This window comes from Streptomyces sp. NBC_00236, assembly GCF_036195045.1.
Classification (GTDB): domain Bacteria; phylum Actinomycetota; class Actinomycetes; order Streptomycetales; family Streptomycetaceae; genus Streptomyces.
Genome location: NZ_CP108100.1, coordinates 4301105 through 4320587 on the forward strand (window position 1 = coordinate 4301105; position 19483 = coordinate 4320587).

Genomic DNA, 19483 nt, shown 5'->3' on the forward strand with positions numbered 1-19483 from the left:
CCGAAGCCGTCAGAACGGGTAGTCGGCGATCACCCAGGTGGCGAATTCACGCCACTGCCCGGCGGCCGCCTGGTGAGCCGGATGCTCGATGTAGCTCTTCAGCGCGGCCTCGTCGGCGACCGCGGAGTTGATGGCGAAGTCGTAGGCGATCGGCCGGTCGGTGATGTTCCAGGCGCACTCCCAGAACTCCAGCCCGGGCACCTTGTCCGCCAGTTCCCGGAAGGCCTCGGCGCCCGCGACGACCCGCGGCTCGTCCCGCTCGACGCCGTCGTTCAGCTTGAACAGGACCAGATGGCGGATCATGGGGGGTACTCCTACTTCACGAGCTCGGACATGAAGTCGCCGACGCCCTGAGCGGCGTCCGAAACGCCCTCGAACCCTACCTGGACGAGATCCGCGGCCCGGGCGGGGGACGTGATGATCGTGTAGAGCACGAAGACGACTATCAAGTAGAGAGCGATCTTCTTTGCTTGCACCATCAGCCCCTGACTCCCCTTCGATCCCCTGCGCGGTCGGGCGAGTCTATCCGCACACATGGCCGTATCGGCTTGCTGATTCCGATCACTCATCCGGTCTTTAGGGACCAAGGACCCGGCGATCGGGGCCCTTTGCCCGCCCACGCGGCATCTGTGGAGGGGCAGGATGGTGAACGAGCCCAGCGGATCTGGCAGGAATCCGAGGGGCGAGGAACAGGACCTCTCTGTGGGGTTCTCACCGCGGCCTTCCCCCGATCGCGGTGAGAGCTGGTAGGGCCTGTTCTCATCGGGGGGAGCGGCTTGTCCCCCCGATGCCGCTTCCCCCGACCCGACCTCGCAGCCGGCCCCGGGCCCGACCACCGTCGGACCGGGGCCGCTGTCATGCCCGCTGCCGCACTCGGCGGTTCCGGGGCCGCTGCCGTGCCGCGGCCGGTCCTGCCGCCCGGCAGCCGTGCCACGGCCGGGCGGAGCCGGTCGGGCGGGAAAACTCGAAGGGCCCGACGCTGTGCGCCGGGCCCTTCACAAGAGCGGTAGCGGAGGGATTTGAACCCTCGGTGAGTTTCCCCACACTCGCTTTCGAGGTCTGTTCCTGCTGGTCAGGCCACTGTGCGCCACCGTTCACGGCCGTTCGCCGCAGACCTTTTCGGTGGTCCCGCAAGGGGCGAAGTACGACCGTGAACGGTGGCGTACGACGGTGAACGAGACGGAAACTGAGACGGCGAGCGTCACTCGGTGGCGCCGGCGGGGGCCCTTCCGATGGCCAGAAGGTGAGAGCTTGCCGCGAGTAGCTCCGGGTACGGCTCCGCCATACGCGCTGCGGCCAAGGCGGAGGCAAGCAGCTCGTCTGTGGGACCCGCGCCCGGCTGCTGCTCAGCAGTCTTCACCAGGGACCAGGCAGGTCCCTCGACACCAAAGACCTGTACGTCGGTCAGCCCGGAAGCACTCAGCTCTTCCACCAGCTCATCGGCGCGGTGGAAGTACGACAGGGTGAAGCCGCGTCCGCCGTCATAGACGGCCGTCTCCAAGATCTTGGAGACGGAATCATGGATCCGTTCAGCGTGCAGGTGGGAGTACGTGACGTGTTCAAAGAGCGACGCGTATCGGTTGATGGCCGCCGCAGCGATCATCCCGCCTGGCTTCACGACTCGGCAGGCTTCCGCCAGAGCTCTGCTTCGATCACTCGCATCGGGCAGGTGGTAGAGCGGCCCGAGGAGCTGCACAACGTCAAAGCTGCCATCAGCCTCGTGCAGTTCTCGTGCGTCGCCCACGTAGGCCGAGCACACGGCCGACGCGCGCTCTACATGGCGAGGCACGGGGTCCACGAGGGTGACCTCGTAGCCGTCCTTCACGAGCCATTCCGCATGAATACCGGTCGCCCCGCCCACATCGAGCACGCGTGCCGGTGCGGGGGGCAAGAAGCGTCGGAGGAGTTCTTGAGTCCTGACCAGCTCCATACGGCCGTCTGCCGAGGTGCGCAGGCGGCTGTCCTCGTTCACTGTCTCGCCGTAGAACCGCATCACGGAGGGAGCCAATTCGAGATTCGACATGGTCGCAGTATCCTGTGTACCGGTGGACCAGTCCAGCGCGCGGAATAGGGGAAGCCATGGCAGTCCTGAAGTACGAAGAGATCGCAGAGTTCCTGCGCGCCCGCATTGCCGCTGGTGAGATCGCCCCCGGGGAGACAATCCCGTCGGGTCGTGAGCTGGCTGAGCAGTGGGATGTGTCGCGGGCCACCGCCATCAAGGCCGTGGACGTACTGCGCAACGACGGCGTGGTCGTGGCCAAGCAAGGAACCGGATTTGTCGTCACGGAGACTCCCGTGGCACGCCCCGCCGGCGCTCGCCGCGCGGGGTCGGCGCGCATCCTTGGTGGGATGCCGTTCCTGCGCGTCGGCACGCCGGACTGGGCGGAACCCCCTGTCCGCGTCGCAGATGCACTCGGACTCCCCGCCGGAACGAAGGCGCTTCGGCGCGTTCGCGTCCTCCAGCTCCCGGACGGAACACCGAACAGCAGCGTCGAAGCGTGGTTCCCCCCGGAGATCGCCGAAGTATCGCCGCGCCTTGCCGACACGAAGCCGATCGCCGAAGGGACGACGCGCTACGTGCGGAGACAGACCGGGCGGGGTCCGTCGGAAGGTGTGGACATCACAACAGTGCGCCTCGCCTCGGAGACAGAGGCAGAACTCCTGAAGGTGCCGCAGAACACCCCGGTCGCCGTACTTCTGCACACCGCGTACGACGAGCAAGGGAAGCCGCTGGTGTGCGAGGAGGGCGTCACGCCGGCGTCCCTCTTCGAGCAGGTGGACACGTACGCGATGTAGTCAGCGGGCGACAATGAAAGCTGGACCGGTCCACTGGTCCAGCTTTTTTATTTCCCGTAATCGGCCCCTCACCTGCACCTATGTGGTGAGCGGGGGTGGCGCCGGCAAACTCAACACTTGACTGGACCGGTCCACCGGTCCAGTCTCTTGGTGTGGCCACCACCCAATCCGGAACTTTCGGAAAGGTGCGGTGATCCACGTCGGGATGGCCCTTCTTTGGGCTGCCCAGAGCTGAGGGCGGGGACGCTGCAATCCCGCTAAAGGCCAGGGGACAGGGCTTCGGCCCGACTGGCGAGGTGGCCCGGTGACCGCGAGCAACGGCCGGCGAGTGGGGACGTGATCCCCCTTGCAGTGATTGCCCTGATCCGACCACAAGAGAGGAACCCCATGAGTCAGCGAAGTACGTGGGCGCCGCCCGTGCTGGACCGGCCTGAGCGGTAAGCCCCTTGCGTCATCGCATCACCTGATCTGCCGCTCACGCGGCCGGTTGCCTCCCCCGCCCGTCCAGGCCGCCTAGCGCGGCGCTGTACGGGCGGGGCTGAGGGGAGCCGGAACGCCTTTTCCCGCTTCACCCACAGACGGCGCGCGGCCCCGGTGCTGACACACCGGGGCCGCTGTTCGGGCCGTCGCACCTGCTAGGGAGACCACGACCCATGAAGACCATCGCTGCACTTCAGGCCACTGTTACGGCTACCTCGCTCGACTTCGAGCCGTCGGCCGCCGAGCTGGACGCGATCGAGCTGGAGATGCCGCTCATCCGGGCGGAGGTCGAGTTGCTGGACGCGCAGATCATGACCATCGACCGGCCGACGAACGAGCTGGACGTACGGCGCGTGCGCCGGGCCCACAACCGGGTCCTGGCCGCCCGTCGCGACCTGAGCAACCGCACCATCACGGTGCAGCCGGGCGGTGCGGCATGAGTGCCCGCGTCTACCCCGTCAGTCCGCAGCCCGACGATGACGCCCGGTTCACCCTGGGGCTGGCCGCCGATGTGGCGGACGTGCTCTTTCGGCACGGCTACCCCAAGCCCGCCGGTATGGACTGGGTGGAGTTGCAGCTTGCCCTCTTCCGGTTCCTGTACGGGACGGGCGGTGCGGCATGAACCTTCACCGCAAGGGGCGGGCCGCCCTGGTGCTGGCCCTGGTCGCCGTGGTCGGCATGGCGTTCCGCGTCTCGTGGAACGCGTTGCGGGACGTGGCCCGTGCGATCGGCGCGGACAGTACGGCCGCGCTGCTCTACCCGTTCGTCGTCGACGGACTCATGGCGCTCGCTCTCGTCGCCACGCTGGTGCTGACCGATCGAGCGGACAAGCGGTTCGCACTGCGCGTCCTGGCCGCCTACACCCTGGCGTCACTGGTCCTGAACTACGTGCACGGGCTCGTTCCCGAGCTGCACGGCGGTTCGGTCGACTGGGGCCGACTGGCTGACTGGGACCCCGCCAACTGGGCGCTGGTGCTGCTCGCTACGTCGCTGCCGGTCGGCTCGATCTACTTCGGGTCCGACCTGGTCGCCAAGGTGCTCCACCACCGACCGATCGAGCCCGCCCCGATCACCGTAACGGTCGATACAGCAACAAAACGGTCTACTTCTGACCTGGGAGAGTCGACCCCCGCCCCGGTACCCGCTGCTGACCTCCCGGCGGCGCTGCCCGCCCCGGTGGTCATCGACCTGGTGAAGCCGGTCGAGTCGATGCCGGTCCGGGCGGTGGCCGCTGAGTCGGCTCGTCCCCGTCGGGCGACCGGCCGCGTACCGGCCGCTGCCCGATCGAGTCGACCGGCCCGCACCGCCGAGCAGTTGCTCGATGAAGCCCGATCGGCTACTGCCGACTGGTCCGACCAGGATCTGACGGCCGAGGGCATCCGCAAGGCCGTCCACACCTCACCCGCAAAGGCCCGCGTCCTGCGCGACACCCTGCGCGGCGAGCGGTCGACCGCACCGGTCGACGCGGTCGCGTGATGGCGACGCTGCCTGAGTTCCGGTGGCGTCTGGCCCCGGACGGCTACGCGACCCGCAGGCAGTTGCGGGCGTTGGGGTTGCGGCCCGGCGGACAGGACGTCGCCGCAGTGCTTCACCGCCCGCGCCGCCGCCGCGCTCCGCTGGTCGCCTACCTCTACCGCATCGACCACGCCAAGCCCGTACGCCCCATGACCCCCGGCCGGGCCGCCGCGCTGGCCAAGGCCATGCGGGCCCGCCGCACCTGCCCGAACTGCCGCCGCGATGCCGGGTACTGCATCCCGCGCTCACTCGGCATGTGCGTGCCCTGCCACGACTCCCCGACCCGAAAGGTCTCGCACGCATGAAGTACTTCACCCCTGCCGGGGGGACCACCGAGGTCCGCCCCCGCCTCTTCGGCAAATCGACCGTCATCTGCACCTGCGGCTTCTCCAAGACCGTGGCCAGCGGCAAGGCGGATGGGCTGGCGAACAACCACGCCGGTTCCTGCCGCCGCGGCACCCCGTCCTCTCCCCGCCGTGGCGGGGGCGGGTCGATCGGCTCCCGCCGCTAGACCAGACGCCCCGGCATTCACCCGGTGAGGGCGCCGGATCGAATCCGGCCCGGGGCACTCCCGCTCCACCCCACCCCCCTTGAGGAGGCCGTCATGGCCGCTGAGGAAGTCCAGCAGGACATCGTCAAGGTCGCCACACAGGCCGTCGCTATCGAGGCAGTCCGCGCCTACGTCGAGCAGATCCACTCGCGTGGCCGCGTCGACTTCACCGACGCCGGGCGGATGGTCGGCCATCTCATGTCCGCCGAGGTGCTCCTGATGGACGTCGCCGAGGCGTTCGCCCCCGCCGACTGACCACCCCAGCCCCGGCATTCACGCCGTGAGGGCGCCGGATCGAATCCGGCCCGGGGCACTCCCGAACACCCCTCAGCCCGTGGAAGGAACCGCATGGACTCCCACCTGCCCGCCCCCCGGGCGGTCACCGTCGTCCAGCTCCCGGACGGCACCTACACCTACGCCGACCCGCAGTCGCTGCCGGTGCAGCAGGCGCCGCAGCAGATCGTCCAGCACATCCACCACGCCCCGCCCGACCGCACCGTCCAGCGCATCGCGCTGGGTTCTGGTGTCGGTGCCGGGGCGGTCGCGGCCGGCGTCTACTTCGGCCCGCTCCTGGTCGGTGTCCTCACCGCCATCGCCGCGAACCTCGCCATGCTCGCGTTCCTCGCCGCCGTCTCCGCGTGGGGCGTGGTCACCGTCGTGAAGTCGATCGGGGGCAGTGAGGGCAAGGCGGCCTCCAAGTCGGTGTCCCGGGCCCGGCGTCGCCGGGGCTGACGTGCCCGTGTCCGTCCGGTCTCGTACCGGGCGGGTGCAGGACCGGACAGCCCGGCCCGACACCTGGGAGGCACCGTCATGGAGAGCTACACCCCCGCCGAGAAGCGTGAGCGTGCCCGGCTGTTCCGCAAGGGATTCCGCCAGGCCATGGCCGACTGCGTCGACCCCCGCCTTGAGGCCCGGATCGAGAAAATCGACCAGCGCGCGGCCGAGCGCGGCGCGCAGGAACTGCGGGCCCTGCACCAGGTGCAGGCCGATGCCCGCCAGACCCTGGCCAACGCCAAGGCCGCCGAGCGCACCGCGCCCCGCACCGACCGCCCCGCCGCCCGGCAGGCCCGCAAGGCCGCCGAGGACGCCGTACGCCGCGCCGAGCGCGCCGTACTGCGCGCCGAGCGCTGACCCGACCCTCTGCCGAGCATCAGGAGAGATCAGGCATGTCCGAGAACGTGATCCACCTCTTCAAGACCCCGGAAACCCTCGATGCCCCGACCCCGGCTGTGCCGGTGCGGCCCGTGCGGGTGTGGCGACGTACCGGCCGTGCGGTGGCCAGTGTGGTTCGGCACGAGCGGACCACGACGGCGGCCCGGGTGGCGGTGCGCCACGGTTCCTACGTCATCGGGGGCACAAGGATCGTGACCCGGCGGGCGTGGGACGGCCGTACCGGGGCCCGCTACGAGCGGATGCTCCGGGCCGCCGAAGCGGTCGGCAACTATGAAGCCGCGGGCGAGTGGGAAGAGCGCCTGCACCGCTTCCGCACCGACCGGCACCGCCGCCGCATGGACCTGCTCGCCGCCCCGGAGAAGGTCGTCAAGGGTGCGGCGTTCGGCGCGGCCGGCGGGGTCGGCACTCTGATCGTGATCGGGATCGCGCTGGCCGTCGCGAACAAAAACCCGGCCGACATCGTCACCCCGCTCATGGCGTTCATCGACCTCATCCGCCTGCTGGCCGTCATCACCACAGTGGTGTGGGGGCCGCTCGTTGCCGCCGCTCCGTGGGTCGCGCTGGCCGGTGTGTGGGCGGTCGGCCGTCACCGTGGCGCCGCACCCGCCTGGGCCCTGCCCACCAACACCCGAGCCGAGGATGCCGGGGCGCCGCTCACCCCGTCCATCGTCGTCACCGCTCTGCGGGACCTCGGTGTCGCCCCGCTGCGCAACGCCATCAAGGAAATGGGCGACGCCGGCGCGGCAATGCTCGGCCCGATCCGGATCGCCGGATGCGGAGTCGAAGTCGACGTCACCCTGCCCTCCGGTGTCTCGACGAACGAGGTGCAGAACCGGCGCAGGAAGCTTGCCGAGAACCTGGCCCGGCACGAGCACGAAGTGTTCATCACCATCCCCCAGGCCGCCCGCACCGTGCGGCTGTGGGTCGCCGACTCCGGGGCCCTGGACGAGCCGATCGGCCCGTCCCCGCTGGTCACCGACCCCGACACCAAGGCCAACTACAAGACCGGCAAGGCCCCGTGGGGTCAGGACCTGCGCGGAGACGCCGCCGGTCTCAGCGTCTACCAACGCCACCTGCTCATCACCGGCCTGTCCAACCAGGGCAAGACCGTTGCTCTGCGCTCGCTCGCTCTGTGGCTGGCGCTGGACAAGTCGGTGCAGTTCCTGATGGGCGACCTCAAGGGCGTCGGTGACTGGAACATGTTCGACGGCCTGGCCACCACCCTCATCCAGGGCCCGACCGACGAGCACGTCATCCAGGTCACGGAAATGGTCGAGGGTGCGGTGAACGAGATGAACCGCCGCATCCAGGCCCCGCCCGGCACCACCTTCCCGCCCCTGATCGTCCTCGTCGACGAAGCGCAGGTGGCGTTCATGTGCCCGGTCAGGGACGACGAGAAGCGCCCGTACGGCGGGGCCAAGGCCAACTCCCGCTACTTCATGGCCGTCCGCAAGATCCACAACCAGGGGCGGGCCGTCAACGTCCTGATGTGGCAGGGCACCCAGGACCCCACCGACCAGAACCTGCCCAAGCTGGTCCGCGAAGGCGCCCACACCCGCGCCTCCCTCGCTCTGGGCACCGAATCCCAGGCCCGCATGGCGTTGGGCGACAAGGCCGTGGACGGCGGCGCCGCCCCGAACCTGCTGCGCCCCGGACTGGACCGGGGAACGCTCGTGGTCGCCTCGGACGGCATCACCATCCCGGCCGGCCAGTCGTCCATCACCGTGCGCACCCACTACATCGACGACGACGCGGCCACCGTCATCACCGACCGCGCCAAGGCCATGCGCGACGGGGTCACCACCCTGCACGTCATCGAGCACGACCCCGACCGTGACCCGCTCGCCGACATCCTCACCGTGCTCGCCGACCGCCCCCGCGCACGAACCCAGGACGTCCTCAAGCGCCTCGCGACGCTCAACGAGGACGCCTACGGCGACTGGTCGTTCATCGACCTCAAGAGCGCCTTGGAGGGCACCGGCGCCGAACCGTACAAGTCCGAAGGCGTCATGGTCATCGGCCGTGACCGGCTCACCCGCGCACTCGCCGGTCGCCCCGAGGACGGTTCCGCTTCCACCGCCCAGTGACAGGGAGGCGCACTCCGACACGTCAGGGAGGCAGGGAGAACTCCCTCACCCCCTCCCTGCCTTAACTCCCCTGCCTGACCTGCGCAAATGATGTTCAGGGAGGCGGGGAGGCGCCCCAGGTCAGAGCCCCGAAATCCCGCTCCACACGCTCACCGCAGGGGGTGCTTCCGCCTCCCTGCCCAAGGAAAAGGGAGCCCATGATCCGACTCCGCTTCCAGCTCACCGGCTGGGACCGCCGAACCCTCGTCCTGACCGACACCCCTCGCCCCGACTGCCCCGACTGCGACGGGACGGGCGGATTCGCCTACGACTACGGCGACCACACCGGCGAGTACGCCGGCACCGAGTGGGACCCCTGCCCCTGCTGGAACGAGGACCGGCGCTGGACCCTGCTGACCCTCCCACGCCGGACCGCTCGCGACCCGTGGAGCAACGAACCGCCCTTCTGACATGCCAAGGGCGGCCCCCCTCTCACGCCAATGAAACGGGGCCGCCCTTGCCTGCCAGCACTCAACACAGAACTGGAGACACCAGCATGACCCAACACGTCCCGATCCGGCGAGCAGCCGACCACCGGCCCGCCTTACTGGATCTCTTCTGCTGCGCCGGCGGCGCGGCCATGGGCTACCACCGGGCCGGGTTCAAGGTGACCGGCGTCGACATCGTCGACCGCCCGAACTACCCCTTCACCTTCCACCGTGCCGACGCCCTCGAATACCTCGCCGCGCTCATCGCGTCCGGGGAGATCGGCCAGTACGCGGCCGTGCACGTCTCCCCGCCGTGCCAGGCCGGGTGTGCTCTGACCGTGGGCACCAACGCCGCGCGCGGCTGGGGGCGCACTCACGTCCAGCTCATCCCCGAACTCCGCACCCTGCTCGATGCGACGGGCCTGCCATACGTCATCGAGCAGCCCAACGGGAAAGCCCCCGTCCGGGCCGATCTGCGGCTGTGCGGGGAAATGTTCGGGCTCGCCGTCCTGCGACACCGCGTGTTCGAGCTCGGGGGCGGGTGGAGCGTGCCGCAACCCGCACACCCCCGGCACCGGGGCTACGTGCGGGGCTACCGGCACGGCGTCTACCGCGACGGACCCTACGTCGCTGCGTACGGGGCTGGCGGCGGCAAGGCCACCGTCCCCGAGATGCAGCAGGCCATGGGCATCACCTGGACCGACGTCCGTGAGGAACTGACCGAAGCCATCCCCCCGGCCTACACGGAACTGATCGGCGCTGCCCGGATCATCTCCATGCGGGCGGTGGCCGCATGAGCACCAACCTCCTGACCGCTGCTCTGGACGCGGCCGAACGCGGCTGGCACGTCTTCCCGCTCCGCCCCGGCGACAAGCGCCCCGCCCTCCACGGCGAGACCGCTTGTCAGGGACTCGGGGACTGCGCCGGCGGGCACCGCAAATGGGAGGACCGGGCCACCACCGACCCGGACCGCATCCGCCGCGCCTGGGCCGACCGCCCGTTCAACATCGGTCTGGCCACGGGCCCGTCCGGGCTGGTCGTCGTCGACCTCGACATCGCCAAGCCCAACAGCAGCACGGACACGCCTTCCGGCGTGATGACCTTCCAAGCGCTCTGCGAGCGCACCGGGCAGGCCGTCCCCGCCACCTACGAGACCCGGACCGCGAGCGGCGGACAGCACCGCTACTTCACCGCCCCGCCCGGCATCCGGCTGACGAACAGTGCGGGCAGGCTCGGCAAGCTCATCGACACCCGCGCCCACGGCGGATACGTCGTCGCCGCCGGAAGCCTCACTCCGGCCGGTCCGTACACCGTCACCGACCCCACACCCCCCGCCCCGCTCCCCGAATGGCTGTACGCCCTCCTGAAGCCCCATCAGGCGTCGCGGGCATTGACGGCCGCACCCTCACCGCAACGGGCGTCCAGGTACGCGGCAGCCGCACTCAAGGCTGAACGGGCCGCCGTGGCCGCTGCCGGGGAAGGGGTGCGGAACTGGACGCTGATCCGGGCCGCCCGCGCTCTGGGACGGTTCGTCGCGTCCGGCGACCTCAGCCGCACGGAGGTCGAGGAAGCTCTTAATTGGGGCGGACTGGCGGCCGGCCTGCGCGAATCCGAGTGCAGGGCCGCCATCACCAGCGCATTGAACTGGTCCATCGCCAACAACCCCACCAGCAGGACCGCATGACGGCGCCCAGGAATCTCCCACTTAAGAGCGTCCAGTCACCCCCGACCGGCCCCCGCCTCGCCGAACCTGCCCCCGCCGCATCCGGCAGTGGAGCGCCGAAGGTCGTCGCCGAAGGCGTCCCCGTTGCCCTTCTCCCTGACCCGCGCACGGCCACCGTGACCGGCATCCAGCCCGGTCTCACCGTGCACGGGATCGGCCGCAACGAACTCCCCGTCGCCGACTGGCTGTGCACCTGCGGCCAGTACGAACGCGCCCGGGGCCGCAAGGCCGTCACCGAACTCACCACCCGCGCCCGCGTCGGGCAGTGCCCCCACATCGCACCTGACAAGTCCAGGAGGACCGCCGCATGAGTGCCCCCGCACAGACCACGGCCCCCATCGACGGCGCTGCCCTGCTCGATGAAGTGGAGGCGTTCCACCGACGGTTCAACGTGTTCCCGCAGGAAGCAGCCTATGTAGCCGTCACCCTGTGGGACGCGCACGCGCACCTGCTGGACTGCTTCGACTCCACGCCCCGGCTTGCGTTCCTGTCACCCGAACCCGGGAGCGGGAAAAGCCGCGCGCTGGAGATCGTGGAAACCCTGGTCCCGCGCCCGATGGTCGCGGTCAACGCATCTGCCGCAGCCCTCTTCCGGGCCGTCTCCGGACCGGAGGGACGGCCCACGATCCTTTTCGACGAGATCGATACCGTCTTCGGCCCCAAGGCTGGGGACAACGAGGAACTGCGCGGCTTTCTGAACGCCGGCCACCGGCGCACGGGCGTCACCTACCGGTGCGTGGGTGACGGCGGGAACCAGACCGTGCAGGCCTTCCCCTCGTACACGGCCGTCGCGGTCGCCGGACTAGGTTCCCTGCCCGACACGATCCTGACCCGCTCCGTCATCATCCGCATGCGCCGCCGGGCCCGCAACGAGGCCGTTGAACCCTTTCGCGCCCGCATCCACGAGAAGGAGGGGAACACGCTCCGGGACCGCCTCGCCCAGTGGGCCGAGCAGGCCAAGGGGGTCGTCATGGGGGCATGGCCGGAGATGCCCGACGGGGTCAGCGACCGACCCGCCGACGTGTGGGAAGGACTGCTGTCCATCGCGGACGCGGCAGGCGGTGACTGGCCCAGCCGGGCCCGCAAGGCATGTGTCGCCCTGGTCGAAGCATCCCGGGCCACCGACAAAGGCTCTCTCGGGATCCGGCTTCTCACCGACCTCCGCGACCACGTCCTGATCGGCATCGACCGCCTGCCCACCGTCGCGATCCTCGACCGGCTCAACGCCCTCGACGACGCCCCTTGGGCCGACCTCAACGGCAAGCCGCTCGACAACCGGCGCCTGTCCAAGATGCTCAGCGAGTACATGACCGGGGACAACGAACCCATCGGCTCCCGGAACATCCGCACGGCCGGCGGGGTCCTCAAAGGCTTCTTCGCCAGCGACCTCGACGACGCATGGGCCCGCTACTGCCCCCCGCCCAAGGGCGCTACATCCGCTACGCCGCTACACCCCAGGTCAGAGCCCCTGAATCTGTAGCGGCAAACCCAGATGTAGCGGCTACGACCCGCCCCCGCGAGCGGCCGTAGCCGCTACATCGAACCCACCCGCTACAAAAATCATGCCGCTGACCTGCCATGTAGCGGTGTAGCGGATGTAGCGGACCCCACGGAGGTAGGGCCACCGGCCCGGCGCGCGTGCCTGGGAGGCACCCACATGGACACCGCCACACACCTGATCGATCCGACCCTCGTACTCCTCACCGTCGAAGAGGCCGCCCGGCGCCTTGGGATCGGTCGAACGCTCTGCTTTCGCCTGATCCGTACCGGACAGCTCGAATCCGTCCCTGTCGGCCGCCTGCGCAGGGTTCCGGTCGACGCCGTGCACGACTACGTCACCCGACTCCGCGCGGCCAACCGGCCCATCTCCACCGCCGCCTGAAAGGCCACCACATGGATGAGAACAAGAAGCGGACCCGCCAGCCGAACGGCCGATCCTCGATCTACCTCGGCAAGGACGGGAAATGGCACGGGCGGGTGACCGTCGGGACCCGGGACGACGGCACGCCGGACCGCCGGCACGTCGAACGCAAGACCCGCACAGAGGTGGCGAAAGCGGTCAAGGAACTGGAACGGGAGCGCGACGCCAAGACGCTGCGCAAGCCGGGCCGAGCTTGGACCGTCACGACATGGCTGACGCACTGGGTGGAAGACATCGCCCCGCTCGGAGTCAACGAGAACACGATGGTCGGCTACGGGGTCGCGGTCAGGAAACACCTGATTCCCGGCCTCGGGGCGCACAAGCTGGACAAGTTGAAGCCCGAGCACATCGAGCACCTGTACAGCCGCATGATGGCGGCCGGCAGCAAGCCGGGCACCGCTCATCAGGTGCACCGCACCTTCCGCACCGCCCTGAACGAGGCGGTGCGGCGGGGGCACCTTGGACAGAACCCCGTGCGCCTGGCCAAGGCGCCGCGGGTCCGGGAAGAGGAGATCGAACCCTTCACGGTCGACGAGGTGCAGCGGCTACTGCGGGCCGCCGACGACCGGCGGAACTCGGCTCGCTGGGCCGTCGCGCTGGCACTCGGGCTGCGGCAGGGCGAGGCGCTGGGACTCAAGTGGACTGACGTGGACCTTGGGCGTGGCGTCCTCATGGTCCGGCGTAGCCGACGCCGACCGCAGTACGCCCACGGCTGCGCCGACGCCAAGGCGTGCGGTCGCAAGGCTGGGTACTGCCCTCAGCGGCAGCGCACCAACCCGGAGACGGCCGACACCAAGTCCCGCGCGGGGCGCCGGGCGGTCGGGCTGCCGCAGCAGCTCGTGGATCTGCTGCGGACGCACCGGAAGCGGCAGGACGCGGAACGGGCCGCCGCCGGGGACCAGTGGACCGAGGAGGGCTGGCTGTTCGCCACGACGACTGGGCGGGGCACGTCTCCCCGCACGGACTACGACGACTGGAAGGAGCTGTTGCAGGCCGCGAGGGTTCGGGACGGCCGACTGCACGATGCCCGCCACACCGCCGCGACGGTCCTCCTTATTCTCGGAGTCTCGGAGCGGGCAGTAATGGGGTTGATGGGCTGGTCCAGTACCGCCATGGCAGCTCGGTATCAGCACATGGTCGACTCAGTCCGCACTGACGTGGCACGACAGGTGGACGGGCTCATCTGGGAGCGGAGAGGGCACGAGGAGCCCGAAGGCTAGGACGTAGTCGCGCCGGGGGTAGGCGCTTCGCTCCTGCCCCCGGCTGGGATTCACGGGGATGACTGCTTCGCCGCCGTCCGTCGTGCGGCACGCTGAGCGGCCATCTTGGCTCGCTGGGCTGGCTGAACGTACAACACGAGCACCGCCTCGTTGATGAGTTCAGCGACGTCTGCGATTTCGTCGGTGGAGTATGCGAGGGCGTCGTGCGCCGCGTCATTCCCGACAAAGCGCGCCTCGTGGAACGCAGCCACGATCTCATCGGTCGCTCCTACGCTCTTCAGATCGCTGATGCGCTCGAAGAGATTTTTTCCGGAGGCGCCCCGCTCCTTGACTATCTGTTCGACAGTCGCCCTGTATCCGATGCCAGCGAGCCGGTTGGCGCCCGCAGCTTCGGCTAGTGCGGCTTCTGCGAACACATCCCGAACAACCTCCGGTGCTTCCGAAGCCAGTTCGCGTGGTGTCTTGCCAGGCCAGACCTGCTCGATGCCGATTGTGGTGAAGAGCTCGCGCGTACCTTGTGCGGTCGGCACCTGCTTACGCACGGCGTCGCGGAGGTACACGCTGTCCTTCTGACACCACTGACAGAAGAGGGTCATCAGATATTTGATGACTATGGCGTCCGCAACCTCGCGGTTGCTGCCGTTCAGGTCCGCATGCCAGCTAACAGCGAAGGTTGTATGGCGCAAGCAATGGGGGCACTCCCCTCCGATGGTGCGGTTCGAGGGGTTGAAACCATCAAGGTTTGCGTAGCGAATCGTCACGGATGGACCGTATCGCCGGGCTAGGTCGGGCGTCACCGTATTTGGTGAGAGCCGCTTGGCCCACGGGTCTCGATGTGAGTTCGTTCACCACGCTGGCCGGTCGACTGAGACGGAAACTGAGACGGAACGCAGTGAAGGGGCAGACCCAAGTGGGTCTGCCCCTTCATCTACCTGCGGTAGCGGAGGGATTTGAACCCTCGGTGAGTTTCCCCACACTCGCTTTCGAGGCGAGCTCCTTCGGCCGCTCGGACACGCTACCGAGAGAGAGCTTAGACCATCTCGGCCGTCCGTCGAAATCCGATTCCCGGCAAGCCCGCGCGCGTGCGGGAGAGGCAGGTCAGCGGTCGCGGAAGAAGGCCGTCAGGAGGGCCGCACAGTCCGTCTCCAGGACGCCGTGGATCACTTCGGGGCGGTGGTTGAGGCGGCGGTCCCGTACGACGTCCCAGAGCGAACCGGCCGCTCCGGCCTTCTCGTCCCGGGCGCCGTAGACGACCCGGTCCACACGGGACTGCACCAGGGCGCCCGCGCACATGGTGCAGGGCTCCAGGGTGACGACGAGGGTGCATCCGGACAGCCGCCACTCGCCGAGCGCCGCGGCGGCCCGGCGCAGGGCGAGGACCTCGGCGTGCGCGGTCGGGTCGCCGGTCGCCTCGCGTTCGTTGTGGCCCGTGGCGAGCAGGCCGCCGTCCGGGGCGAGGACGACGGCGCCGACCGGCACATCGCCGGCCGCCGCCGCCAGCCCGGCCTCGTCCAGGGCATGGCGCATGGGTGCCCGCCACGGGTCCCTCACGGGATCGTGCAGGGGGTGCCGCGCCGGGGACGGGTCGTGCGGGTGCGGTGCTTCGGTCACCCGCGGACCCTAACGGACGGTCTCCAGGACCTCGGCCGCTCCCAGCGCGTCCGCGATCTCGGCCAGGGCCTCCGTCCGCAGCATCAGCAGCTCCGCCTCGGGGAGCCCGAGGTCGGACAGCACCCCGGTGTCGCCGAGCGGACCTGCCGGTACGGCGTCGGGGTCCGGCCCGTCGTCGTCATCGTCGGTGGTGGAATTGTCGGGGCTTTCGGGTTCGCCGTCCTCCGTACCGTCGAGGCCGACGAGTTCCTCGAGGGCGGCAATCGAGTCCTCGGCCCCGGGTTCGCGGCCGAGCAGTTCATCCGTGAGCAGGATCTCCCCGTACGAGGAGCGGGCGGCGGCGGAGGCGTTGGAGACGTAGATACGCGGATCCTCCTCACCGTCCACGCGGACGACGCCGAACCAGGCGTCCTCCTGCTCGATGAAGACGAGCACCGTGTCCTCGTCCACCGAGGCCTCACGGGCCAGATCCGTCAGGTCGGACAGGGTCTCCACATCGTCGAGATCCGTGTCGCTCGCTTCCCACCCGTCTTCGGTGCGCGCGAGCAGTGCGGCGAAGTACACCGTGACTCTCCCACTGGTCTTGGAGGCTCTCGTTCGGATCAGGCCGGATCAGGGAGCGGGGTCCGATCCCAACGAATGCCCTGGGTGTGTCGGTCCGGCGGGAGACAGCCGGGGTCCGGCTGCCCTGCGTCCCGCCCATCGGAATCGTGGCAGAAACGAGGGCCCCGCGAGAGCAGTTCCGCCGTTGCGTCGGCCATCAGTTCTCTCCGGCGCCGCCACCCGGGGGTTCCTCCGACGGGTGGCCGGCTACCAGCGGAACGTCCGCATCCGCATGGCCTGGCGCATTCTGGCGGCCTTGACCCGGCGCGGCTGGACCCGGTCGCGGAGCGCCTTGGCCTCGTGAAGCTCGCGGAGGAACTGGGCGCGGCGCCTGCGGCGCTGCGCGTCCGTCTCCGGCGCGTCCCGCGGGTCCGGGCCTTCCCGCTCGTGCTCCGCCCCGTCCGGCATCGGCTCTTCACCCCCAGGCTGGGTCCGTATGCCCCCACCTTCCCCCCGAACGTGCGGTTGATGCCAGCGCACGAGTGCGGGAGGCGCGGCTACTGTGGGTGGCATGCGGATCCACGTCGTCGACCACCCGCTGGTCGCGCACAAACTCACCACCCTGCGCGACAAGCGCACCGACTCCCCGACCTTCCGGCGCCTCGCCGACGAGCTGGTCACCCTGCTCGCGTACGAGGCCACCCGCGATGTGCGCACCGAACAGGTCGACATCGAGACCCCGGTGACACCCACCACCGGAGTGAAGCTGTCGTACCCGCGGCCCCTGGTCGTACCGATCCTCCGGGCGGGCCTCGGCATGCTCGACGGCATGGTCCGGCTGCTGCCGACCGCCGAGGTGGGCTTCCTTGGCATGATCCGCGACGAGGAGACGCTCCAGGCGTCCACGTACGCGACGCGCATGCCGGATGACCTCTCTGGCCGCCAGGTGTACGTCCTGGACCCGATGCTCGCCACCGGCGGCACGCTGGTCGCGGCCATCCAGGAGCTGATCAAGCGGGGTGCGGACGATGTCACCGCGGTCGTGCTGCTCGCGGCGCCCGAGGGCGTCGAGGTGATGGAGCGCGAGCTGGCGGGGACGCCGGTCACCGTGGTCACCGCCTCGGTCGACGAGCGGCTCAACGAGCACGGCTACATCGTGCCGGGCCTCGGTGACGCCGGGGACCGGATGTACGGCACCGCGGGCTAGGGCGTGTTTCGGAAGTCCCGCCTGCTCGGCGGCGTCTGGCACTTCCCCGAGCTCTCGGCTTCGCTCGAGCAGGGGAGGCCCCATTGCTCGCCGCGTTGTCGGGATCACCCCGATACAACCAGTATCGGGGCGACCCTCCGCCTTGCGATCGCACGCACCAGACGCCGCCGAGCCCGCCCTCCGGGCGGACGGCGCTACTTCCGAAACACGCCCTAGTACGGCACTGAGGGCTGTCCGTAGGAACGGATACGTGGGACGGCGACGGCCGGGGCGCTCATGGAGCACCCCGGCCGTCGCGTTCCGGTCTGCCGTCGCAGTCCGCCCGCCGTCCGCCCGCGTTCCTCAGCAGGAGGACGGCGCCGGAGCCGGCTTCGTCAGTGCGGTCAGCGCGGTCGCTGCCGCCTGCGGTGTGCTGAACGCCTTGAACTTCGTACCGATGATCAGATCGATGTCCGCGCCCTTGCGCGCGTCGGTCTTCGTCGCCGCGCCCGGCAGCTGGGTGCCGAGCACCGGGAACGTGCCGTTGACGGCGGCCGGGGCGCCCAGCAGCAGGGCGGTGCCGGCGACCTTCTTGTCGTACGCGGCGGTGGCGTTGCCCACCTTGCCGATGGTGAAGCCGCGCTTCTTCAGCTCGTCGGCCGCCGCCTTGGCCAGTCCGCCCCGCGGGGTCGCGTTGTAGACGTTGACCGTGATCTTCGCGGGCTTCGGCAGGACCTTCGCGGGCGCGGACGGCGCGGTGCTCGCGCAGTCGGTCTTGCGATCGGCGGCGCTGGCCTGTTTGTCGCCGCCCGTGAAGACATCGATGAGCTGCAGCGTGCCCCATCCGGCGAGCCCGAGGGCGACCACGGAGGCGATGGCCGCGAGGACCAGTTTGCTGCGGCGGCGGGGGCGCCGCATGCGCGGGTACTTGTCACCCGTGATGCGGTACTTTCCGCCCATGCCGGGGGGAGTGAGCATGCTCATGGGCGCAGCGTAGTGCGGCCCGGTGATGATGACTATTTGATGATCGACGGATCGCACCCGTCCGAGTGCGAAAGCACCCGAACGAACCCCGTGGGAGTCGAACGCGACGGTGGAGCGGCTCAGCCGAGTTCGAGCACGCGGGCGTGCAGAACCTGGCGCTGCTGGAGCGCGGCGCGGACCGCGCGGTGCAGTCCGTCCTCCAGGTAGAGGTCGCCCTGCCACTTCACGACGTGTGCGAACAGGTCGCCGTAGAACGTGGAGTCCTCGGCGAGAAGCGTTTCGAGGTCCAGCTGGCCCTTGGTGGTCACGAGCTGGTCGAGGCGGACCGGGCGCGGCGCGACATCCGCCCACTGCCGGGTGCTTTCCCGGCCGTGGTCGGGATAGGGCTGCCCATTTCCGATGCGCTTGAAGATCACACGGAAAGCCTACCGGTCAAGACCCTCCGGGCGCAGCCACGGGGCGGGACTGCGGTGGGGCCCACGGCGGCATATAAGCGGCCATTCCAGGATTGAGGCAGTGATGAACGAGAGCCCCGGGCGCCCCTGGTGCGCGCCCGGGGCCGCCGGGGCGCGCACCAGGGGCGCCCCGGGGGCGCGGGCTCACTTGCCCTTGGCCGCCGCCTTCGCCGCCTTCGCGGCCTGTTTGGCCTCCTGCTTGAACGCGCGGACCTCGGCGAGCGACTCGGGCCCGGTGATGTCGGCGACCGAACGGTGCGAGTCCGCCTCCCCGTACGGCCCCGCCGCCTCCCGCCAGCCCGGCGGCCGGACGCCGAACTGCTTGCCCAGCAGCGCAAGGAAGATCTGCGCCTTCTGCGTGCCGAACCCCGGCAGTGCGTTGAGCCGCTTGCGGAGATCGGCCCCCGACGTGGCCCCGGTCCACACCGCGCTCGCCTCGCCGTCGTACTGCGCCACCAGGTACTGGCACAGCTGCTGCACCCGCTTGGCCATCGAGCCCGGATAGCGGTGCAGAGCGGGTTTGTCGGTGAAGAGCCCGGTGAAGGCCTCCGGGTCGTACGTGGCGATCTCATGGGCGTCCAGGTCGTCCCCGCCCATCCGCTGCGCCAGCGCGTACGGACCGGAGAACGCCCACTCCATCGGCACCTGCTGGTCCAGCAGCATGCCGACGAGGGCGGCGAGCGGACTGCGCGCGAGCAACTCGTCCGCCTCCGGCTGCTGAGCGATCCGGAGGGTGATGTCTCGGCCCTGGTTGCTGTTGGTCATGGACCCG

General features: G+C 69.7%; 28 protein-coding genes and 1 tRNA gene. 18 read left to right on the forward strand and 11 right to left on the reverse strand.

Going from position 1 to position 19483, the window contains the following annotated elements; translation table 11 throughout:
- Positions 1 to 9 precede the first annotated feature (9 nt).
- From OG446_RS19380 to OG446_RS19390, 3 genes are all read right to left on the reverse strand, one after another.
- The gene (locus OG446_RS19380) at positions 10 to 303 is read right to left on the reverse strand and encodes a Dabb family protein (protein ID WP_219573451.1); all 294 of its coding nucleotides are present in this window, start codon (positions 301 to 303) and stop codon (positions 10 to 12) included.
- Between the two features lie 11 nt (positions 304 to 314).
- Positions 315 to 479 (reverse strand): hypothetical protein, encoded by a 165-nt coding sequence (locus OG446_RS19385; RefSeq protein ID WP_187285206.1) that lies wholly within the window; start codon positions 477 to 479, stop codon positions 315 to 317.
- 722 nt (positions 480 to 1201) lie between these two features.
- Complete coding sequence (locus OG446_RS19390) at positions 1202 to 2023, reverse strand: class I SAM-dependent methyltransferase (protein ID WP_328895238.1); 822 nt, start codon at positions 2021 to 2023, stop codon at positions 1202 to 1204.
- A 56-nt stretch (positions 2024 to 2079) separates the two neighbouring features.
- Between OG446_RS19390 and OG446_RS19395 the strand changes: the two genes are divergently transcribed.
- The 17 genes from OG446_RS19395 to OG446_RS19475 all read left to right on the forward strand — a co-directional run bounded on the left by OG446_RS19395 (position 2080) and on the right by OG446_RS19475 (position 13932).
- Complete coding sequence (locus OG446_RS19395) at positions 2080 to 2796, forward strand: GntR family transcriptional regulator (protein ID WP_328895239.1); 717 nt, start codon at positions 2080 to 2082, stop codon at positions 2794 to 2796.
- Between the two features lie 653 nt (positions 2797 to 3449).
- Positions 3450 to 3716, forward strand: a complete 267-nt coding sequence (locus OG446_RS19400; protein ID WP_328895240.1) for a DUF6284 family protein — start codon at positions 3450 to 3452, stop codon at positions 3714 to 3716.
- Positions 3713 to 3898, forward strand: coding sequence for a hypothetical protein (locus tag OG446_RS19405; protein ID WP_328895241.1), 186 nt, complete (start codon positions 3713 to 3715; stop codon positions 3896 to 3898). Before OG446_RS19400 ends, OG446_RS19405 begins: the two co-directional genes overlap by 4 nt.
- Positions 3895 to 4752, forward strand: a complete 858-nt coding sequence (locus OG446_RS19410) for a DUF2637 domain-containing protein (protein ID WP_328895242.1) — start codon at positions 3895 to 3897, stop codon at positions 4750 to 4752. The genes OG446_RS19405 and OG446_RS19410 overlap by 4 nt, the downstream gene beginning before the upstream one ends.
- Positions 4752 to 5096, forward strand: a complete 345-nt coding sequence (locus tag OG446_RS19415; protein WP_328895243.1) for an RRQRL motif-containing zinc-binding protein — start codon at positions 4752 to 4754, stop codon at positions 5094 to 5096. The genes OG446_RS19410 and OG446_RS19415 overlap by 1 nt, the downstream gene beginning before the upstream one ends.
- On the forward strand, positions 5093 to 5302 hold the full coding sequence (locus OG446_RS19420; RefSeq protein WP_328895244.1) for a hypothetical protein: 210 nt from the start codon (positions 5093 to 5095) through the stop codon (positions 5300 to 5302). Before OG446_RS19415 ends, OG446_RS19420 begins: the two co-directional genes overlap by 4 nt.
- A gap of 93 nt (positions 5303 to 5395) precedes the next feature.
- The gene (locus OG446_RS19425) at positions 5396 to 5596 is read left to right on the forward strand and encodes a hypothetical protein (RefSeq protein WP_328895245.1); all 201 of its coding nucleotides are present in this window, start codon (positions 5396 to 5398) and stop codon (positions 5594 to 5596) included.
- A gap of 93 nt (positions 5597 to 5689) precedes the next feature.
- The gene (locus OG446_RS19430; protein WP_328895246.1) at positions 5690 to 6073 is read left to right on the forward strand and encodes a DUF6251 family protein; all 384 of its coding nucleotides are present in this window, start codon (positions 5690 to 5692) and stop codon (positions 6071 to 6073) included.
- A gap of 78 nt (positions 6074 to 6151) precedes the next feature.
- The gene (locus OG446_RS19435) at positions 6152 to 6472 is read left to right on the forward strand and encodes a hypothetical protein (RefSeq protein ID WP_328895247.1); all 321 of its coding nucleotides are present in this window, start codon (positions 6152 to 6154) and stop codon (positions 6470 to 6472) included.
- A gap of 35 nt (positions 6473 to 6507) precedes the next feature.
- Complete coding sequence (locus tag OG446_RS19440) at positions 6508 to 8601, forward strand: FtsK/SpoIIIE domain-containing protein (RefSeq protein WP_328895248.1); 2094 nt, start codon at positions 6508 to 6510, stop codon at positions 8599 to 8601.
- A gap of 197 nt (positions 8602 to 8798) precedes the next feature.
- On the forward strand, positions 8799 to 9050 hold the full coding sequence (locus OG446_RS19445; RefSeq protein WP_328895249.1) for a hypothetical protein: 252 nt from the start codon (positions 8799 to 8801) through the stop codon (positions 9048 to 9050).
- An 86-nt stretch (positions 9051 to 9136) separates the two neighbouring features.
- Positions 9137 to 9865: a DNA methylase gene (locus OG446_RS19450; RefSeq protein ID WP_328895250.1), complete on the forward strand. Its 729-nt coding sequence runs from the start codon at positions 9137 to 9139 to the stop codon at positions 9863 to 9865.
- Entirely contained in the window at positions 9862 to 10752 is an 891-nt protein-coding gene (locus tag OG446_RS19455) for a bifunctional DNA primase/polymerase (protein WP_328895251.1), read from the forward strand. The genes OG446_RS19450 and OG446_RS19455 overlap by 4 nt, the downstream gene beginning before the upstream one ends.
- Positions 10749 to 11102, forward strand: a complete 354-nt coding sequence (locus tag OG446_RS19460; protein ID WP_328895252.1) for a hypothetical protein — start codon at positions 10749 to 10751, stop codon at positions 11100 to 11102. The genes OG446_RS19455 and OG446_RS19460 overlap by 4 nt, the downstream gene beginning before the upstream one ends.
- Entirely contained in the window at positions 11099 to 12271 is a 1173-nt protein-coding gene (locus tag OG446_RS19465) for a DUF3631 domain-containing protein (RefSeq protein ID WP_328895253.1), read from the forward strand. The genes OG446_RS19460 and OG446_RS19465 overlap by 4 nt, the downstream gene beginning before the upstream one ends.
- A 177-nt stretch (positions 12272 to 12448) precedes the next feature.
- On the forward strand, positions 12449 to 12673 hold the full coding sequence (locus tag OG446_RS19470; RefSeq protein WP_328895254.1) for an excisionase family DNA-binding protein: 225 nt from the start codon (positions 12449 to 12451) through the stop codon (positions 12671 to 12673).
- 11 nt (positions 12674 to 12684) lie between these two features.
- Positions 12685 to 13932: a tyrosine-type recombinase/integrase gene (locus OG446_RS19475; RefSeq protein WP_328895255.1), complete on the forward strand. Its 1248-nt coding sequence runs from the start codon at positions 12685 to 12687 to the stop codon at positions 13930 to 13932.
- A 50-nt stretch (positions 13933 to 13982) separates the two neighbouring features.
- Here the strand turns inward: OG446_RS19475 and OG446_RS19480 are convergent, their stop codons facing one another.
- The 5 genes from OG446_RS19480 to OG446_RS19500 form a co-directional block, all read right to left on the reverse strand.
- On the reverse strand, positions 13983 to 14693 hold the full coding sequence (locus tag OG446_RS19480; RefSeq protein WP_328895256.1) for a DUF4145 domain-containing protein: 711 nt from the start codon (positions 14691 to 14693) through the stop codon (positions 13983 to 13985).
- A 174-nt stretch (positions 14694 to 14867) separates the two neighbouring features.
- Positions 14868 to 14952, reverse strand: a tRNA-Ser gene (locus tag OG446_RS19485).
- A gap of 78 nt (positions 14953 to 15030) precedes the next feature.
- Positions 15031 to 15543, reverse strand: a complete 513-nt coding sequence (gene tadA, locus OG446_RS19490) for a tRNA adenosine(34) deaminase TadA (protein WP_389256943.1) — start codon at positions 15541 to 15543, stop codon at positions 15031 to 15033.
- 9 nt (positions 15544 to 15552) lie between these two features.
- A complete protein-coding gene (locus OG446_RS19495; RefSeq protein WP_328895257.1) occupies positions 15553 to 16107 on the reverse strand; it encodes a tRNA adenosine deaminase-associated protein in 555 nt (184 codons plus the stop codon).
- Between the two features lie 246 nt (positions 16108 to 16353).
- Positions 16354 to 16554: a hypothetical protein gene (locus OG446_RS19500; RefSeq protein WP_328895258.1), complete on the reverse strand. Its 201-nt coding sequence runs from the start codon at positions 16552 to 16554 to the stop codon at positions 16354 to 16356.
- Positions 16555 to 16657: 103 nt separating this feature from the next.
- Between OG446_RS19500 and upp the strand changes: the two genes are divergently transcribed.
- Entirely contained in the window at positions 16658 to 17293 is a 636-nt protein-coding gene (upp, locus tag OG446_RS19505; protein ID WP_328895259.1) for a uracil phosphoribosyltransferase, read from the forward strand.
- A 342-nt stretch (positions 17294 to 17635) separates the two neighbouring features.
- On the opposite strand, the gene OG446_RS19510 is transcribed toward upp, so the two are convergent.
- The 3 genes from OG446_RS19510 to OG446_RS19520 form a co-directional block, all read right to left on the reverse strand.
- Positions 17636 to 18232 carry a LytR C-terminal domain-containing protein gene (locus OG446_RS19510; protein ID WP_328898344.1) on the reverse strand — a complete coding sequence of 199 codons (597 nt, stop codon included), beginning with the start codon at positions 18230 to 18232 and terminating at the stop codon, positions 17636 to 17638.
- A 143-nt stretch (positions 18233 to 18375) separates the two neighbouring features.
- Positions 18376 to 18672 carry a type II toxin-antitoxin system VapB family antitoxin gene (locus OG446_RS19515; protein WP_073736427.1) on the reverse strand — a complete coding sequence of 99 codons (297 nt, stop codon included), beginning with the start codon at positions 18670 to 18672 and terminating at the stop codon, positions 18376 to 18378.
- 183 nt (positions 18673 to 18855) lie between these two features.
- Positions 18856 to 19476 carry an HhH-GPD-type base excision DNA repair protein gene (locus OG446_RS19520; RefSeq protein ID WP_328895260.1) on the reverse strand — a complete coding sequence of 207 codons (621 nt, stop codon included), beginning with the start codon at positions 19474 to 19476 and terminating at the stop codon, positions 18856 to 18858.
- Positions 19477 to 19483 lie beyond the last annotated feature (7 nt).

What these genes read in the sequence shown, in the direction of transcription:
- OG446_RS19380 (WP_219573451.1), bottom strand. Translation starts at nt 303, where the DNA reads ATGATCCGCCATCTGGTCCTGTTCAAGCTGAACGACGGCGTCGAGCGG.
- OG446_RS19385 (WP_187285206.1), bottom strand. Translation starts at nt 479, where the DNA reads ATGGTGCAAGCAAAGAAGATCGCTCTCTACTTGATAGTCGTCTTCGTG.
- OG446_RS19390 (WP_328895238.1), bottom strand. Translation starts at nt 2,023, where the DNA reads ATGTCGAATCTCGAATTGGCTCCCTCCGTGATGCGGTTCTACGGCGAG.
- OG446_RS19395 (WP_328895239.1), top strand. Translation starts at nt 2,080, where the DNA reads ATGGCAGTCCTGAAGTACGAAGAGATCGCAGAGTTCCTGCGCGCCCGC.
- OG446_RS19400 (WP_328895240.1), top strand. Translation starts at nt 3,450, where the DNA reads ATGAAGACCATCGCTGCACTTCAGGCCACTGTTACGGCTACCTCGCTC.
- OG446_RS19405 (WP_328895241.1), top strand. Translation starts at nt 3,713, where the DNA reads ATGAGTGCCCGCGTCTACCCCGTCAGTCCGCAGCCCGACGATGACGCC.
- OG446_RS19410 (WP_328895242.1), top strand. Translation starts at nt 3,895, where the DNA reads ATGAACCTTCACCGCAAGGGGCGGGCCGCCCTGGTGCTGGCCCTGGTC.
- OG446_RS19415 (WP_328895243.1), top strand. Translation starts at nt 4,752, where the DNA reads ATGGCGACGCTGCCTGAGTTCCGGTGGCGTCTGGCCCCGGACGGCTAC.
- OG446_RS19420 (WP_328895244.1), top strand. Translation starts at nt 5,093, where the DNA reads ATGAAGTACTTCACCCCTGCCGGGGGGACCACCGAGGTCCGCCCCCGC.
- OG446_RS19425 (WP_328895245.1), top strand. Translation starts at nt 5,396, where the DNA reads ATGGCCGCTGAGGAAGTCCAGCAGGACATCGTCAAGGTCGCCACACAG.
- OG446_RS19430 (WP_328895246.1), top strand. Translation starts at nt 5,690, where the DNA reads ATGGACTCCCACCTGCCCGCCCCCCGGGCGGTCACCGTCGTCCAGCTC.
- OG446_RS19435 (WP_328895247.1), top strand. Translation starts at nt 6,152, where the DNA reads ATGGAGAGCTACACCCCCGCCGAGAAGCGTGAGCGTGCCCGGCTGTTC.
- OG446_RS19440 (WP_328895248.1), top strand. Translation starts at nt 6,508, where the DNA reads ATGTCCGAGAACGTGATCCACCTCTTCAAGACCCCGGAAACCCTCGAT.
- OG446_RS19445 (WP_328895249.1), top strand. Translation starts at nt 8,799, where the DNA reads ATGATCCGACTCCGCTTCCAGCTCACCGGCTGGGACCGCCGAACCCTC.
- OG446_RS19450 (WP_328895250.1), top strand. Translation starts at nt 9,137, where the DNA reads ATGACCCAACACGTCCCGATCCGGCGAGCAGCCGACCACCGGCCCGCC.
- OG446_RS19455 (WP_328895251.1), top strand. Translation starts at nt 9,862, where the DNA reads ATGAGCACCAACCTCCTGACCGCTGCTCTGGACGCGGCCGAACGCGGC.
- OG446_RS19460 (WP_328895252.1), top strand. Translation starts at nt 10,749, where the DNA reads ATGACGGCGCCCAGGAATCTCCCACTTAAGAGCGTCCAGTCACCCCCG.
- OG446_RS19465 (WP_328895253.1), top strand. Translation starts at nt 11,099, where the DNA reads ATGAGTGCCCCCGCACAGACCACGGCCCCCATCGACGGCGCTGCCCTG.
- OG446_RS19470 (WP_328895254.1), top strand. Translation starts at nt 12,449, where the DNA reads ATGGACACCGCCACACACCTGATCGATCCGACCCTCGTACTCCTCACC.
- OG446_RS19475 (WP_328895255.1), top strand. Translation starts at nt 12,685, where the DNA reads ATGGATGAGAACAAGAAGCGGACCCGCCAGCCGAACGGCCGATCCTCG.
- OG446_RS19500 (WP_328895258.1), bottom strand. Translation starts at nt 16,554, where the DNA reads ATGCCGGACGGGGCGGAGCACGAGCGGGAAGGCCCGGACCCGCGGGAC.
- upp (WP_328895259.1), top strand. Translation starts at nt 16,658, where the DNA reads ATGCGGATCCACGTCGTCGACCACCCGCTGGTCGCGCACAAACTCACC.
- OG446_RS19510 (WP_328898344.1), bottom strand. Translation starts at nt 18,232, where the DNA reads ATGGGCGGAAAGTACCGCATCACGGGTGACAAGTACCCGCGCATGCGG.
- OG446_RS19520 (WP_328895260.1), bottom strand. Translation starts at nt 19,476, where the DNA reads ATGACCAACAGCAACCAGGGCCGAGACATCACCCTCCGGATCGCTCAG.